Below are 15,132 nucleotides of genomic sequence, written 5' to 3'. Positions count from 1 at the left end.
TTGCGTCCTGCCATGGTTCCAGTGTCCCTTCCGGCCCTGATCAGAGCCACTCAGGACTCTAATACCGGGCGGACGCATTCACTGGGGGCACTCCAGTCCAGTGCTGAGTGGAAGAGCCGATCGCGGGCGTATCGCGGTCGGCTCTTCCGGTCGTCATCGAAGGTCTGCGGCGCGTCGTAGCCCTGCTCATGGCGCTGCGCGATGTGCCATCGCCTCGCATGGTCCGCGGGGGCCATGGCGTCGTTGTACAGCCTCCCGCCGCGACCCGGACGTTACTCGACTGCGCTCTACGTCGTGACCGCGATCTCACGGTGGACGGCGTCCACCAGCGCCTCTATTCCGAACTTGTAGGTGGCGTCACCAGGTATGTCGACGATATCGGCAGCAAGATTCACCACCGTGGGAAATCGGGCGAGCGGGCGGCCCGCGTAGTAGTGCTCGCGCTGTCGCCGCATCTCGGCGGAGTCCTCGCCGGTGTCGGAGTAGCCCCATGGTCGCGCGAGGTGATAGCTGGAGAACCCGATCGCGAGAACCATGATGAATCCGTAGCAGCGCGCAGCGAGAGGCCCGGGAATGCCTGCGTCCACGAGCCGGCGCAGCGGGATCTCCAAAGATCCATACATCGCGTCTTCGTTGTCGGTCAATCGAGCGGCCAGAAGCCGGCCGACGCTGGGGTGTTCGCGCATCACGTCGAGCAGGGATTGCGCCACCAGTCGGATCGCGGTGGCCGGGTCGTCCGCGCCCGAAGGAATCGTCATCTCGCCGAGCACCTTGGCCGCCATGCCGTCGAGAATCGCGTCTTTGGTCCGGAAGTAGGTGTACAGGGTCATCACGCCGACCCCGAGTTCGGCGGCGAGGCTCCGCATTGTGAACTTATTGGGGTCGCCCTCCGCGTCGGCCATGCGCAGAGCTGTCTGCACAATTTGATCGCGTGTCAGGCCCGTTCCGGCGTCGAGACTGCGCTTTCGTCGGTCTCCGGTAGCCACAAAATCCCCTTCGATCACAGGTTGCGAATAGCTCCGTTCAGCGTACGGCACAGCGTAGAGACGGCGCGAACGCCCGTGCGCTTGCCCGGCGCCTGGGCGACGATCGAGCGCCTGGAACCGCACACCTCGAAACCCGGGCCGATCTGGGGCCACACAGTATGCGCAGCCGACAACGACCAGCACGTTCGGAATGTTCCTCAACGGACTCGCATCGAAAAGGTGACGGGCCGAAGCTACGGCGAGGAGCTTGCCCAGCGCATCACCCGCCCCCTCGACCTGACCGGGACTTCTCTCCCGGGACCCGGAATCCGCGGATCCCACCCGGTGCATTACTCCACCCTGTTCTCCCAGGACCCCCGCACCCACGATCTACGACGCGACGGAGATGAACCAGTCCTTCGCCTGGTCCGCGGGCGGCATCATCTCCACCACCGGTGACCTCCACCGCTTCTTCGGCGCACTGCTGGGCGGACGCCTGCTTCCGCCCGCTCAACAACAGGAACTGCTCACCACTGTCCCCACAGATGGATCGAACTGGATCCCCGGCACCCGGTACGGCCTGGGCATCTTCGCGCAGACGCTGGCGTGCGGAGTGACGGTCTGGGGCAACGGCGGCGCCACCTATGGATCCTGGACCTACGCCATGGGTTCCCAGGACGGCGCGCACCTGCTCACCAGCAACATGAACGGCGGCTGGAGCGACTTGGGGCCGTTCACCGACGTGCTCACCGCGGAGTTCTGTCCGGCCGAGTCCTGACCAGCCGCGAGTACATCTCGCGACGTCGGGAGTCCGGTAGGCCGGTGCCCTCGTGGTTCCGGTTTGCGGCATCCGGCCGCTGTCCTCGATGTGGCTGCCGCTGGCCATGATGGAGTCGAGGTCGGGGAACATCGCCGAGAAAAGCCAATAGCGGGCATCCGCCATAACCTCCCATCGGTAGGCCAGGAGCAGCTCGACCAGCCTGGCTTCGGCCTTCAGCGCCTGTGTGGCGGTCGCGGGCGCGTACTTCGACTCCCGGGCGATCCGGCGCCGACGGGAAGCTCCTCGACGCCGACGACGCCCTTACCGAGGTCTCGACCCCGTTGCCGCCGTCCCTACCGACCAGCTCGGGGCCCTCCCCGTTGGGTGTGTAAGCGCCGGAGCTATGCCGAAAAGCACTGACGGTGAATGGGTCGATGGCTTGGCGGAGTGGCCCGATCGAGATCCCGGGTGGGTTCGAATCGAGTCCAGAAAATCTGTAGTGACAGCAGTAGACATTTGTAGGTGTGTGGGGTATCTTCTGTGTTGTTGCAGGTGAAGGAAGTGTCCATACGGCACGGGAGATGATGAACTGCCCGTGAAGTAAGACCGGCGGGCGCGGCCACGGGACCAGCATGTACACCGGTCCCACCGCCCGCCGGGAAGCAAGTGAAGTGGCACGGAAAGAAGAGGAAGTAGCACCTCGAGGAGAAGGGAGGCGTTACCCGTCGGGTCGCCCGCGCAGTTAGGTGGTTCGGGTGATCTCCGACGTATCGGTTACATGTCGGAAGACGAAGTGATTCCCCCTTTCAGTGCCCCGGCGCCGTTGGCGCCGGGGCCATTCGGCGTCTGGAGACCCCAAGATTTCTGAACCCCCGACCACGAACGAGAAGTTCGACGATGACGACTACCCCGCCTACACCATGGGCCGGGCCGCGGACATGCTCGGCACCACCCAAGCGTTCCTGCGCACCCTGGACGACGCAGGACTGATCACCCCGCAACGCTCCGCCGGTGGGCATCGCCGCTACTCCCGCTACCAGCTGCGCCTCGCCGCCCGCGCCCGCGAACTCATGGACTCCGGCACCCCGCTGGACGCGGCGTGCCGGATCATCGTCCTCGAAGACCAACTCGCCGAAGCCCGCGAACTCAACGCCAAGCTCACCGAGAAAGACTGACCGCACCGGCACGCCCGCCGGCAGGGGAATTCGCCGGCCCTGCGGCCGATCACCGCAGGACCAGGCACCGGCGCGCCGGTCTAGTTCGGCCCGCACGGTTTTCCCGCCGTCGCGGTAGTCCCCCACCGGGTCGCGAGCTGCGCGACCAGCAGCAGCCCGCGCCCGCCCAGGTGGCCGTACCGGCGGATCCGCGCCGGGCCGAGCGAGGCGTCGTCCACCTCGATACGAAACTCACCGCGGCCGTCACCGTCAGACGGCAGATACGCGGCGCGCGGGCGTGGCGGCATTGAACCGGTCGTCGAGACCTCTCGCCGGCTGAGGCCACCATCGTTTGATGGTGGCCTCAACTGTGGAAGCGTCACGTCTCCGCGGTCTGTGAATCTGCTGGGAAAGGTCGGCGCAGGTGTCGATTTCGCCGGTGGCTCTTGGTGGGTGAACGGGCCGAAGAAGAGTGGTCCCAGGTGGGTCGGCTGCCCTCTCGATCACCCTCGGGCTACTACACTGCCCAGATTTCTCGCACCGGAGGGGGCACCGATGCCGGCTTTCCCGATTCGGTCCAGGTACACGACGGTATGCGAGCCGGTCACCGTTACTTCGTCATCATTCGGAATTCGCCACACGAAGGACACCGAACTGTTTCCCAGCCCGTCCATTTCCGGGCCGCGACCTGCCGGCCCGTCGTGACGACGCCGCATCCACCATGTCGAACATCAGCGGGCTGCCAGATCGAGCGGACCGTGCGGGCGGGGTCGATGGCAATTCCGCCGACGCGCCCGCGATCGGGTCACAGGAATTCGGCGAGCACCTGGTTGAACCGCTCGGGCTCCTCGGAGAACGGTGCGTGACCACTGTCCGCGAAGCGCGTAACGGTCGCGTCGGGCAGTTGCGCGGCGATCCACTCGTCGAGCGGGCCGGGGAAGATCTTGCTCTGGGCACCGTACATCAGCAGGGCCGGCACCGCGACCTCCGGCAGGACCGCTCGAAGGTCGGCGAAGGCCATGTCATACCAGATGGCACAGGCGGCAGCCGTGGACATCTTCATTGTTTCCGCGTAGATCGCGTCGATCACGTCCTCGGGCGGCGTCTGCGCGAAACACGCCGCGATGAACGGCTTGATCACCAGCGGGCGAGCATGCCGGACGGTTTGGACGAACAGCGCCAGATCATTGTCCGAATAGCCACCCTGCCACGGGAATTGCCAGTCCGGACCGTCCAGAAAACGCGGCGACCGGGCCGCGATAGCAACCAACCGGGACGGATGAAGGACCGTTTGCTGAGGTGTCCACACGCCGAATGCCGGGCCGAGGGCTTTCAGCGGCGCTGTGGCGGGGTTGCCGGCGGTGGTGCGGGCGCCGGCGGGTCGCTGTGAGGTGGCGCGGCGTCTGGTTCTGATCGGTGTGGCTGCTGCCGCGGCCCCGCAGGCATGTCCGGGGCGCGGCGCTACAGGAGGTCGTTTATCGGTCGTCGGCCTGGGTACCGCGGGCGGAACCGAAGGAGGTTGCCATGCGAGCGATGGTCTATCGCGGCCCGTACAAGATACGGGTGGAGGAAAAGGACATCCCGCCGATCGAGCACCCGAACGACGCGATCGTGCGCGTCCAGCGGGCCGCGATCTGCGGGTCCGACCTGCACCTTTACCATGGGATGATGCCCGACACCCGCGTGGGCACGACCTTTGGTCACGAGCTCATCGGTGTGGTCGAGCAGGTCGGTGGGTCGGTGCGCCACCTGGTGCCCGGTGATCGGGTGATGGTGCCGTTCAACATCTACTGCGGGTCGTGCTGGTTCTGTGCCCGCGGGTTGTACTCCAACTGCCATAACGTCAATCCCAACGCCACGGCCGTCGGCGGAATCTACGGCTACTCCCATACCTGCGGCGGCTACGACGGCGGGCAGGCGGAGTACGTACGGGTACCTTTCGCCGACGTCGGTCCGGCCAAGATCCCCGACTGGCTCGACGACGAAGACGCGTTGTTGTGCACCGACGCGCTGGCCACCGGCTACTTCGGTGCACAACTGGGTGACATCGTCGAGGGCGATGTCGTGGTGGTGTTCGGTGCCGGGCCGGTGGGCCTGTTCGCGGCACAATCGGCGTGGCTGATGGGCGCGGGCCGGGTCATCGTGGTCGACCACCTGGAATACCGCTTGGAGAAGGCGCGCGAGATGGCGCACGCGGAAACGCTGAACCTGGCCGAGTACGACGATGTCGTGGTGGAGATGAAACGCACCACCGGCCACCTCGGTGCCGACGTGGCGATCGACGCGGTCGGCGCCGAAGCCGACGGCAATCTGCTCATGCACGTCACCGCGGCCAAAATGAAGATGCAGGGCGGCTCACCCGTCGCGCTGAACTGGGCCATCGACTCGGTGCGTAAAGGCGGCACCATTTCGGTGGTGGGAGCCTATGGGCCGATCTTCAGCGCGGTCAAGTTCGGCGACGCCATGAACAAAGGCCTCACCATCAACACCAACCAGTGCCCGGTGAAGCGTCAGTGGCCGCGACTGTTCTCCCACATCCACGACGGCTACCTGAAGCCCAAAGAGATCATCACGCACCGGATCCCGCTCGAGCACATCGCCGAGGGATATCACATCTTCTCCGCCAAACTCGACGGCTGTATCAAACCGGTCGTCGTGCCGGAACCCGCCTGAAGGAGCATCCCGCATGACCTACACACGCGATCACCCGCCTGTTCCGGACGCCGAGGAACTGCGGGCCCGGATACCCGGCTGGGGGATCGATCTCGATCCCGCGGTCCGCCCTTCGGTACCGAAACTGCGCCCCGAAGAAACGGGTGCGCATTGGGACTTCCCGGAACGCCAACCCGAGAAGCGGCCACGCGAACGGTCGATCGAGCATGCCTTCCTCACCCCGGTATTCGGCACCTCGGCGCCGTTGCGCGGGTTGTCCGGCCGGATCCGCCGCCACGCCTACGCGCATTACAGCGAGGCCAGGGCCGCCCACTGGCTGCTGCTGATCCTCGGCGACCGTGTGGATGCCTGGGAGAATCATCTGCGCTCGTTCGCCACGCTCCGCCCGGACAACCCGGTCACCGAAACCGGGGTGTCGTCCGAATTCACCGCCGGTGGGCTTCGGTCCCGCCTCCACGAGAAACGGGTCGACCGCGCGCACCAATGGATCGACCCGATCATCATCGCCGGGCCGTGGCTCCTGGCCGGCGCCATCGGGCTGCGAGTCATCCGAGCCATCACCCGGCACAGGTGAGGGAACACGCGCGGTATCCGGCATTACAGCGTCTCCCGCGCTGGCTCCAAGGATCGTTCATCTTTACGCGCGGACTGCTGCCGGTTCACCGGGCTCGCTCGTAATCCGGACCGTCGCAACGTTCGAGCCACCACCATCCGCCAGTGAGCTCCATGGTGGGCCACACGGGAGTGCCGAACCCGTTGTACGGCCCGGGCTCCGGCGTGCCGACGAAGTGCCCGTAACCGTAGGTGTCCTCGAATACCTCGACATAGTCGGCTGCATACCGGATCGGCGCTCCGTTGCTGTAGCCGAGGTTCGCGATCCGGCAGTTCGGTGCGATAACGCACAGATGACTCGGTAGCTCGACACCGTAGAGGTCACCTTCGCCGTGCTCGGGCACCTCCACCGCGACCGCTGCCGCGAACGCCGGGTACTCCAGCCAGAACCGTGCCCACCCACTGGCCTTCGTATCGACGAACAAGAACAACGACCCGCCGACACTCACGACCACCAGCACGGCAGCGGCAATCGCCAATCCCCGGGAGCCGCCGCGAGCGACTGCACCCACCGATATCCCGGACACGATGGCCAGGATCAGATAACCGAACGCGAACAGCGGCAGGTACAGCACCCAGATCCAGTGCAGGAAGAATTCGGCGTGCAGCGTCAGCACGATCGAGATCACGGCGGATACGGCAGACGCTCCCAGGGCCACAAGCGGATGGGCCTTTTCGCACGGCATCCCGGAAATCCAACCGGACCATACGCGGAATACGAACGGGGCATGTGCAGACTCCGTGGGTCTGCCGACACCGCCCCCTACCTGCCGGCACGCCATGACATTCGCGGCCCGCGAACGGAGTGACGGTCAGGGTGAGGGTGTCGGCGCGGTCGCCGACGTCGATACCGTGTGCAGGCGGGCGTCGAGGGACCAGGCGCCGGCGCCGACGAACAGTAGGAAGACGCTGCCGCACAGCATGGCCAGGTCGGTACGGGATTCGTGGATGAAGTCCCACCACCCGGACCCGCTGCTGAACAGCGGCGCGTCGCTCCACAGGATGGGCAGTTTGGTGATCAGCAGCGCCCCGGCCATGTTCACGATCATCGGAATCACCGCTACCCGGGTGAGCAGTCCGGCAAGGATCAGGGCACCACAGCCGATTTCGAAGACGGCGTCCAGGGGCGCGAAGAAGCCGGGAGCGGGGATACCGGCCTTGTCGAAGCGTCCGGTGCCCAACTGCTCGGGGTAGAGGAATTTCTGGATGCCTTCGCACACGAAGATCACGCCGAGGTAGAAGCGGATCAACACCACCGCCGCGGGCGCGGTGGTCGCGGTCAGGCGAGTGGTCCAGGAGCTGGTGGTGAGCACGAGGGGTCCCTCTCTTTCCGTGCGGTGATGGGCGGTGTCGTAGGACCTCGATGTCGGAGCGTAGGTGAGGAGGCGACGCAGGCCGTGACGACGGCGCCGGGGCGCCCGATCGGCAGACCATCTCGGCGAGATCGCCGCACCGCCGTAGTGATGCGGGCACGACCGACCAGCAGCACGAACACCGAGGCGACCGCTTCAGTCTCGGAACCGGCCCGGTGCAGCTACTGCTGCGGATCGGCATCGCGTTACTGGGCGTTCGCGGCGATCGCACCGCAGTTCCGCACCCCCTTCGGCCACAGCCCTGGTCAGTGGCGCGCCGCCCGCTCCGCAGCCACCCAGCCTTTCCCCACCGGCTCGACGCCGCAGCCCGAGCCGAACGCCACCGAGTAGCCATACCTCCACCTTCGCCCCGGCCGTGCGCGGGCTGTGGATGGACATCGTCCGATCGCGGACACGGCCCGGAACGTGATGGACTTATCCGGGGTCGGTCGGTCGAGCGAGACCTACGTCGGGGAAATACACCCCGGTGGTTCCCCCACCCGTTCAGTTGCGACGGGCACGCTTCCGGGCGAGAGCCACTATCCGTGCCCTCCTCGCGTCACAGCGATCGGATGCGCCGAATGATCGCATAGTGAAATGAGTGTTCTACTATCGAGCACGAGGCGCGTACAGGTGCGCGCGACGAGCAGGAAGGTGCCGCCCCGCGTGCCCGACAAACCAGGACCGAGCGCCGGATCCCAGACACTCAGCCGCGGAATCCGGCTGCTCGAGATCCTCACGGCCGCCGGACGGAACATGAGTATCGATGAGCTCGCGGAAGCGCTCGAGGTGCACCGGTCGGTGGCCTACCGGCTGTTACGCACCCTGGAGGATCACGGCCTCATCGCTCGCGATCCGGGCGGCCGGATCGCACTCGGAGCGGGCCTGGCCGCACTGGCCTCCGGTGTATCCCGCGATCTGCAGCAGGCGGCGCTGCCCGAGCTGCGGGCAGTCGCCAACGAACTCGGCGCGACCTGTCTGCTCGCCGTCCGACTCGACCGCGCCGAAGCGGTTACCTTGACCAGCGCCGCCCCCGAGCAGAGTGTCGCGATCACCTACCGGCCCGGTCATCGCCATCCGCTCTCCCGCGGCGGGCCGGGTAAAGCCATTCTGCTGCAGCTTCCCGAAGACACCTGGCCCACGGAGCTGCGCGATGAACTGGCCTCGAGCCGCACCCGCGGTTTCGCGGTGAGCCATGACGAAGTGGTGCCCTCGCTGTGGTCGGTGGCCGTTCCACTCGCGGTTCCGGGACAGCCGGCCGGATCCCTTGCCGTCGTCCATGTTTCGCTCCCCCGGCCCGAGGCCGAGATCGCCGAGCGCCTGCGGACCGCGGCCGCCGCGGTCGTGCGGGCGCTCGGCGGATAGCCGGACGCCTCAGACCGCACTCATCCGCGGCGTGAACACGCCCTCGAAGAACGCGGCCAGTTCATCGGTCGCCGCGAGGGGCAGCACGTGGGCGACGTACTGGTCGGGGCGGACCACGACGATCGCCCCGTCCCGGGAGATCCCGCGCGCGGTGAAGATATCGTCGGCCGGGTCGGTCGCGTACACCTTCTCGTAGTCGACGACCTGGAACGGGCCGACTTTCGGCAGGAACACCGCCGGCACCCGACTCAGGTCGACGCCGGTGTGATCCTGCTGGTAGATCACCTTCACATCGAACCAGGCGTCGAGATCCGCGCCCTCGGGCGGATGGGCGAGCAGCGGTGAGGCGGGCGCGGTGACCAGCCACTCGGCCAGGTCGGTGGTCCGTGACGGTTCACCCGCCGCCGGTGCGTCGGCGAAAACGTAGACGCGCCAGCGGCCGTCGGCGGTGGCGTGGTGACCGAGATGCTTCGGGTTCGCGTCGCAGACCCGGGTCACCATATTCGACTTGAAACGCTTGCCGACCGGGAAGCCAGTGGCGATCTGCTGGTGCACGGGCTCGGCGACGAGGACGGACGGCGCGTACTGCGTCATGAAACCGGCCGGGAACTCCGCGGTCTTGACGTAGAACTCTTCGAGCTGAGCCGGGTCCGCCATATCTTCGGGCCGGGTCGCCATCAATGTCGACCATTCATGGTCGAAGTCGATGAGGTTCTGCGCGATGACCTGGCGTTCGGCCGAGTAGGTGTCGAGGATGGAGTCGGGTGCCCGGCCGTCGAGCACATGGGCCAGCTTCCACGCGATATTCCAGCCGTCCTGCATGGACACGTTCATCCCCTGTCCGGCCTTGGCCGAATGCGTATGACACGCGTCGCCGGTGATGAATACGCGCGGGGTGCGGGTACCGCAGTCGTCGGGGTGCACATCGTCGAATTTGTCGGTCACCCGATGGCCGACCTCGTACACGCTGCGCCACGCGACATGTTTGACGGTCAGCGAGTACGGGTGCAGGATCTTGTTCGCACGCGCCTCGACCTCCTCCTGAGTGGTCTGCCGTACCTTGCCGTTGTCGCCTTCGGCGACCTCACCGAGATCGACGTACATCCGGAACAGGTGATTGCCCTCGCGCGGGATGTGCAGAATGCTGCCGCCGTCGTGGGATTGGATGGCGCATTTCAGGCGGATATCGGGGAAATCGGTGTCGGCGAGCACATCCATCACACCCCAGGCGTGGTTGGCCTGGTCGCCCAGAAATCGGCGGTCGATGGATTCGCGGACCCGGCTATGCGCGCCGTCGCAACCGATAACGTACTTGGCCTTGACGACGCGGTCCTCGCCCACCCGATCGCCGGCCGTGGACCGAAGCGTCACAGTGACGGGATAGTCCCCATGCTCGGCTACCTCGAGACCGACGAATTCATACCCGTAATCCGGGACGAGCCGGGTCGGCGAATTCCGCGCGACCTCGGCGAAATAGTCCAGCACACGAGCCTGGTTCACGATCAGGTGCGGGAATTCGCTGATTCCGGCCGCGTCGTCGGGGGTCCGCGCGGCGCGAATGATCTCGGCGGGATTCTGCGGATCCGGCTTCCAGAACGCCATCTCGGTGATCCGGTACGCCTCTGCCGTGATGGCCTCGGCGAAACCGAACGCCTGGAATGTTTCCACGCTGCGCGCCTGAATGCCATCGGCCTGGCCGACCTCGAGCCGGCCGGGTCGCTTTTCGACGAGACGGGTGGTGATCGCCGGGAACTGCGCGAGTTGGGCGGCGGCGATCATGCCCGCGGGACCCGAGCCGACGATGAGGACATCCACCTCCTCGGGGAGCTCGGCCGGACGGCCGAGGCCGGTGCCGGCGGGCGGCTGGATACGTGGGTCACCGGATACGTAGCCGTGGTGATGGAACTGCACGGGATCTCCTCACGCCGTTGTGGCGAGTGATCTTTTTCGGTTGTTCGATAATAGAACAACGAATTCGTTAATAGATTTCAGCCATGGTAAGGGGTGTTCCGGCTCTCACACAAGCCGCCGCCCGCCCCAGCTCACTTCCGCCAGGCGTAGATACCGGCCTGCTGTTCGGCCTCGGCGGCCGGACTCAGGTCGATCCCCTTGCGATCCCGCAGGAGCAGCGTGCCGATCAAGCCGAGCACGGTCATGCCGAGCAGGTAGTAGGCGACATTCACCGACGACCCGGTGCTCTGCTGGATCCACTGCGCGATCGTCGGGGCGAACGCACCGCCCAGGATGGAACCGAGCGCGTAGGAGATCGACACTCCGGAGAACCGGACCGAGGCCGGGAACAATTCGGTGTACCAAACCGATTGGGCGCCGTAGGTGAAGCCCAACCCCAGCGTGAGCAGTACCAGACCGGCCCCGAGCAGCACGACCTCACCGGTATTGACCAGCGGAAACAGCGTGAGGACGAAAGCAGCCTGCAGGCACCAGCCGATGATGTAGGTGGCGCGCCGGCCGATGGCGTCGGAAACCCAGCCGGCCGCGAAGGTCGCCACCAGCCAGCTGACCGACGACGCGGTCACCGCCCACAGCACATCCCCGCGGTCGAGTCCGATCGGCCCGGCCGGGTTGGTGGCATAGCCCTGGATGTACCCGCCCGTCGTCATGTATCCGACGGCGCTGTTTCCGGCGAAGACCAACGCCGACAGGAGGACCAGCGGCGTGAAGCGCGCGAACAGTCCGACGATGGGCGCCTTGGTCTGTTCCTTGCGCTCGGCGATTTCGGCGAAGACCGGGCTCTCCTCGACGCGGCGGCGGACCCACGAGCCGACGAGGATGAGCACCACCGAGAACAGGAACGGGATACGCCAGCCCCAGTCGAGGAACGCGTCACCGGGGAACAGCGCGTCCATGGTCGCCATCATGGCGCTGGCCAGTAGCAGACCGATCGGCACACCGATCTGCGGCATCGCGCCGAACAGGCCACGGCGGTGCCGGGGGGCGTGCTCGACGGCCATCAGGACCGCCCCGCCCCATTCGCCACCCGCGGAAACACCCTGCAGGATGCGCAACAGGACCAGCAAGAGCGGCGCCCCGATGCCGATCGCCTCGTAGGTCGGGAGCAGACCGATGAGCGCGCCCAGCCGGCGTGGGCCCGGCTCGGTAGGGCCCGGGACAGGGCCACCCAGACCGCCCCGGCGATGGCTTCGCAGGTGGGAACGGTGCAGGCTGCCACAGGCGCCGGGTCGTTGGGATTGACGATCGACCCTTCGGGGGCGATGACCCGGATCGGGTCGATGGCTCCACTGTTGTAGCGGATGTCCGGATCGATGGCTCCGAACAAGGCCAGATGAGCCGAGGCCACCGTATTGGCGATCGAGCTGTTGATGAATCCCTGAGCCTGCTGATCGCTCGCGCTGAAATCGAAGGTGAGATTTTCGCCGTCGACCTTGATCGTCAATGCGATCCGGTAGGAGCGGCTCTTGTCGATACCGTCGTTGTCCACCAGGCTCTCGGCGCTGTACTCGCCATCCGGGATCTGGGCGATTTCCGCGCGAACCTGGCGTGCGCTGGCCCGTAGCAGCTCATCGGTGGCTTCGCGGATGGTATCGGTGCCGTACTTCTCGAGGAGCGCGTGCAGCCGGCGTTCGCCGATGGCCGTGGCGCCGATCTGGCAGTTCAGGACGCTTTCCACGAGCGAGCGCAGGCGAACGTTGCCGAGGATGAGCTCCCAGGCGTCCTTGCGGAGCGTGCCCCGGTCGATGACCCGGACCGGCGGAATGCGGATGCCTTCTTCCCCGACATCCCGGGCGCCGGGATTGAACCCCACCACACCGCCGCCGCCGACATCGGCGTTGTGTCCCTTGGTCATCGCCCAGAAGACCAGCTCGCCGTTCCAGAAGACCGGCCGGGTGATGGTGATATCGGGTAGGTGGGAACCGCCGTTGAACGGATCGTTGTGGATGAAGACGTCGCCCTCGTGGACATCGTCTCCGAAGAAGTCCGCGACGGCGCGCTGCGCGTAGGGCGTGGCCCCGCCGATGACGGGAATGTAATGGGTTTGGGCCAGCAGCCGGCAGTCCGCGCCGAAGATGGAGGTGGCGAAGTCGCGCGCTTCCACGAAGATCGGTGACCGCGACGTGCGCAGCATGGTCTGGCCGATCTCCCGGGTGATGCCGTCCAGGGCGTTGCCGATCACCGCGACGAGGATGGGATCGAACGTGGTTCGTGGGTGTGTCATCCGAGGTCTTCCTTTCAGTCCGGTCAGTTCGCCGGTTCGATGACGTAGGTTCCCTGCGCATCGACCGTCAGGGTGTAGCCCTCGATGAGGACGACGGTGGTCGTCGGCTGCTCGATGATCGCGGGGCCGACGATCCGGTTGTCACGGCGCAGGCCCAGACCGTCGTAGACATCCACCTGGATCCGTGAGCCCGAGAAGAAGGCTTCCCGGGTGCCCTTGTGCGCGGCGGACGGATCCGGGCCCGCGGACGGGTCTTCGGCGAGGGCGGGTTTGGTGGTGCGACCGAACGCGGTGAGACGCACATTGATCAGCTCGGTGGCTTCGCCCGGCATCGAATAGCCGTTGAGTGTCTCGTGTTCGCGTTCGAAGTCGGCGACCAGCCGCTCGAGTGCCGCGGGCGTGAGGTCCCCGTCGAACTCCAGCGCAACTTCTATCTCGTCGAATTGACCTACGTAGCGCATATCGGCGGCGAAGACCAGATCGATCGCCTCCGGGGCCACGTTCTCCGAGCGCAGCGTGGTGATCGCTTCGTCCCGCATCTCCCGGTACACCGCGCTGACCCGGCCGAGATCCAGGGAGTCCGTATCGGCGACGAAAGTGCGTGCGTACATGTGTTTGAGGTCGGTCAGCAGAGTGCCGACGGCACAGAACACCGGGACTCCCGGGGCACGATGATGCGGCTGATACCCAGTTCCTGGGCGATCGGCACAGCATGAATCGGTCCGGCGCCACCGGCCACGACGAGGGTGAATTCGCGGGGATCGAATCCGCGCTTGACCGACACCGCGTTGACGGCCTCGGCCATGGTGGCGTTGACCACGCGGTAGATGCCTTCGACGGCCTCCGGCACGGACAGACCCAGCGGCCTGGCGACCTTCTCCTCGACGGCCCTGCGGGCGGCTTCGACATCCAAGGTGAAAGCGCCGTCCCCGAAGAGATCCGGGTTCAGATAGCCCATCAGCAGGTCGGCATCGGTGGTGGTGGGGTTCTCGCCACCGCGGCCGTAGCAGGCAGGGCCGGGGGTGGCCGTGGCACTCTGCGGGCCGACGCGGAGGATACCGCCGGAGTCCACCCATACCAGCGAGCCGCCGCCGGCACCCACGGTATGGATATCGAGCATCGGCAGGGCTACCCGATATCCGCCGATTTCACTGTCGCTGGTGAGCAGCGGCGCACCGCCACGGACCAGCGCCACATCGAAACTGGTGCCGCCCATGTCCACGGTGATGACATCCTCCGAGCCGTGGCGCCGTGCGTATTGCAGGGCCGCCTCCGGCGCGGCCGCCGGACCCGACATCAGCGCGTTGACGGCCATCTCGCTGGCGATCTCGGGCGACATCACCCCGCCGTTGGACTGGACGATCAGCAGGGTGCCGCCGAATCCACGGTCGGCCAGCTGCCGTTTGATATTGGCCAGGTAATTCTGCAGTTTGGGACCTACGAAGGCATTCAGCGCCGTGGTGCTGTGGCGTTCATAGGCGCGAATCTGCGGCAGCACCTCGTGTGACATCGTGACGAAGACCCCGGGCAGCTCATCGCGCAGGATTTCCGCGGTGCGCTGTTCATGGGACGGGTCCAGGAACGACCACAGATAGGAGATCGCGACGGCCTCGACCTCCTGCTCCCGGAACAGCAGTGCCGCCGCCTTGACGTCTTCCTCGTGCAGCGCCACCAGCTCATTGCCCGAGACATCGATACGTTCGCGCACGGTGGCGACGAGGTCCCGTGGCACCAACGGGGCAGGTGGTGCGTATTTGGAGTCGTTCTGACGGTCTCGGGAGATATTGTCAAATCCTGTGTATCGGTAGGTTTCAGGCGACCTCCGTTCCGGTGGTTTCGGCTGCGTCGGTTGACGACGGCGGGGTGATGTCGGTGGGGCGTTCGAGGAGTTTGCCTTTGTGGAACACCGCGCCGGCGCGGACGAGGGCGACGAGTTCGGGGGCGTTGACCTTGCGCCAGCGGTTCTGGGCGGCCTCGATCAGCTTGTAGGCCATGGCAATTCCCGCAGCCCGTGATCCAGGGCCCTTGGTCACCTTGGTGCGGAGCCGCACCGAAG

General features: G+C 66.2%; 14 protein-coding genes and 2 pseudogenes. 5 read left to right on the top strand and 11 right to left on the bottom strand.

The genetic code is table 11. From position 1 onward, the window contains the following. Positions 1–287: 287 nt before the first annotated feature. The gene (locus ABZV91_RS30160; protein WP_355249029.1) at positions 288–1,004 is read right to left on the bottom strand and encodes a TetR/AcrR family transcriptional regulator; all 717 of its coding nucleotides are present in this window, start codon (positions 1,002–1,004) and stop codon (positions 288–290) included. Between the two features lie 310 nt (positions 1,005–1,314). Here ABZV91_RS30160 and ABZV91_RS30155 point away from each other — a divergent pair, with 310 nt between their 5' ends. Both ABZV91_RS30155 and ABZV91_RS30150 read left to right on the top strand, forming a co-directional pair. Further along, complete coding sequence (locus ABZV91_RS30155) at positions 1,315–1,743, top strand: serine hydrolase (protein WP_355249038.1); 429 nt, start codon at positions 1,315–1,317, stop codon at positions 1,741–1,743. Positions 1,744–2,585: 842 nt separating this feature from the next. Next, positions 2,586–2,900 (top strand): MerR family transcriptional regulator, encoded by a 315-nt coding sequence (locus tag ABZV91_RS30150; protein ID WP_355249035.1) that lies wholly within the window; start codon positions 2,586–2,588, stop codon positions 2,898–2,900. An 80-nt stretch (positions 2,901–2,980) separates the two neighbouring features. On the opposite strand, the gene ABZV91_RS30145 is transcribed toward ABZV91_RS30150, so the two are convergent. Together ABZV91_RS30145 and ABZV91_RS30140 are read right to left on the bottom strand one after the other, a co-directional pair. Next, entirely contained in the window at positions 2,981–3,187 is a 207-nt protein-coding gene (locus tag ABZV91_RS30145) for a hypothetical protein (protein ID WP_355249026.1), read from the bottom strand. Between the two features lie 497 nt (positions 3,188–3,684). After that, complete coding sequence (locus ABZV91_RS30140; RefSeq protein WP_355249024.1) at positions 3,685–4,149, bottom strand: alpha/beta hydrolase; 465 nt, start codon at positions 4,147–4,149, stop codon at positions 3,685–3,687. Positions 4,150–4,403: 254 nt separating this feature from the next. Here ABZV91_RS30140 and ABZV91_RS30135 point away from each other — a divergent pair, with 254 nt between their 5' ends. Continuing rightward, positions 4,404–5,552 carry a zinc-dependent alcohol dehydrogenase gene (locus ABZV91_RS30135; protein ID WP_355249021.1) on the top strand — a complete coding sequence of 383 codons (1,149 nt, stop codon included), beginning with the start codon at positions 4,404–4,406 and terminating at the stop codon, positions 5,550–5,552. 13 nt (positions 5,553–5,565) lie between these two features. Next, positions 5,566–6,126, top strand: a complete 561-nt coding sequence (locus ABZV91_RS30130) for a hypothetical protein (protein WP_355249018.1) — start codon at positions 5,566–5,568, stop codon at positions 6,124–6,126. Between the two features lie 85 nt (positions 6,127–6,211). Here the strand turns inward: ABZV91_RS30130 and ABZV91_RS30125 are convergent, their stop codons facing one another. Beyond that, positions 6,212–6,793, bottom strand: a complete 582-nt coding sequence (locus tag ABZV91_RS30125) for a hypothetical protein (protein ID WP_355249015.1) — start codon at positions 6,791–6,793, stop codon at positions 6,212–6,214. A gap of 183 nt (positions 6,794–6,976) precedes the next feature. Then, entirely contained in the window at positions 6,977–7,477 is a 501-nt protein-coding gene (locus tag ABZV91_RS30120) for a DoxX family protein (RefSeq protein ID WP_355249012.1), read from the bottom strand. Between the two features lie 705 nt (positions 7,478–8,182). Between ABZV91_RS30120 and ABZV91_RS30115 the strand changes: the two genes are divergently transcribed. Next, entirely contained in the window at positions 8,183–8,881 is a 699-nt protein-coding gene (locus ABZV91_RS30115; protein WP_355249009.1) for a helix-turn-helix domain-containing protein, read from the top strand. Between the two features lie 9 nt (positions 8,882–8,890). Here the strand turns inward: ABZV91_RS30115 and ABZV91_RS30110 are convergent, their stop codons facing one another. The 6 genes and pseudogenes from ABZV91_RS30110 to ABZV91_RS30085 form a co-directional block, all read right to left on the bottom strand. Next, positions 8,891–10,792, bottom strand: a complete 1,902-nt coding sequence (locus tag ABZV91_RS30110; RefSeq protein ID WP_355249006.1) for an FAD-binding monooxygenase — start codon at positions 10,790–10,792, stop codon at positions 8,891–8,893. A gap of 131 nt (positions 10,793–10,923) precedes the next feature. Continuing rightward, positions 10,924–11,970 (bottom strand): annotated as a pseudogene (locus ABZV91_RS30105) (MFS transporter); the annotation flags it as partial. Next, positions 11,853–13,076 (bottom strand): hydantoinase B/oxoprolinase family protein, encoded by a 1,224-nt coding sequence (locus ABZV91_RS30100; RefSeq protein ID WP_355249003.1) that lies wholly within the window; start codon positions 13,074–13,076, stop codon positions 11,853–11,855. The gene ABZV91_RS30100 and the pseudogene ABZV91_RS30105, both read right to left, overlap by 118 nt. Before the next feature lie 23 nt (positions 13,077–13,099). Next, the gene (locus ABZV91_RS30095; protein ID WP_355249000.1) at positions 13,100–13,729 is read right to left on the bottom strand and encodes a hypothetical protein; all 630 of its coding nucleotides are present in this window, start codon (positions 13,727–13,729) and stop codon (positions 13,100–13,102) included. Further along, entirely contained in the window at positions 13,702–14,859 is a 1,158-nt protein-coding gene (locus ABZV91_RS30090) for a hydantoinase/oxoprolinase family protein (protein WP_355249032.1), read from the bottom strand. The genes ABZV91_RS30095 and ABZV91_RS30090 overlap by 28 nt, the downstream gene beginning before the upstream one ends. A gap of 28 nt (positions 14,860–14,887) precedes the next feature. Next, positions 14,888–15,132, bottom strand: a pseudogene (locus tag ABZV91_RS30085) (IS256 family transposase); the annotation flags it as partial.

It is taken from the genome of Nocardia sp. NPDC004568 (assembly GCF_040609955.1).
In the GTDB taxonomy this organism is placed as follows: domain Bacteria; phylum Actinomycetota; class Actinomycetes; order Mycobacteriales; family Mycobacteriaceae; genus Nocardia.
The sequence above is the reverse complement of the archived record's forward strand: the minus strand, read 5'-3'. Positions and strand labels throughout refer to the sequence as shown.

What these genes read in the sequence shown, in the direction of transcription:
- ABZV91_RS30145 (WP_355249026.1), bottom strand. Translation starts at nt 3,187, where the DNA reads ATGCCGCCACGCCCGCGCGCCGCGTATCTGCCGTCTGACGGTGACGGC.
- ABZV91_RS30135 (WP_355249021.1), top strand. Translation starts at nt 4,404, where the DNA reads ATGCGAGCGATGGTCTATCGCGGCCCGTACAAGATACGGGTGGAGGAA.
- ABZV91_RS30130 (WP_355249018.1), top strand. Translation starts at nt 5,566, where the DNA reads ATGACCTACACACGCGATCACCCGCCTGTTCCGGACGCCGAGGAACTG.
- ABZV91_RS30100 (WP_355249003.1), bottom strand. Translation starts at nt 13,076, where the DNA reads ATGACACACCCACGAACCACGTTCGATCCCATCCTCGTCGCGGTGATC.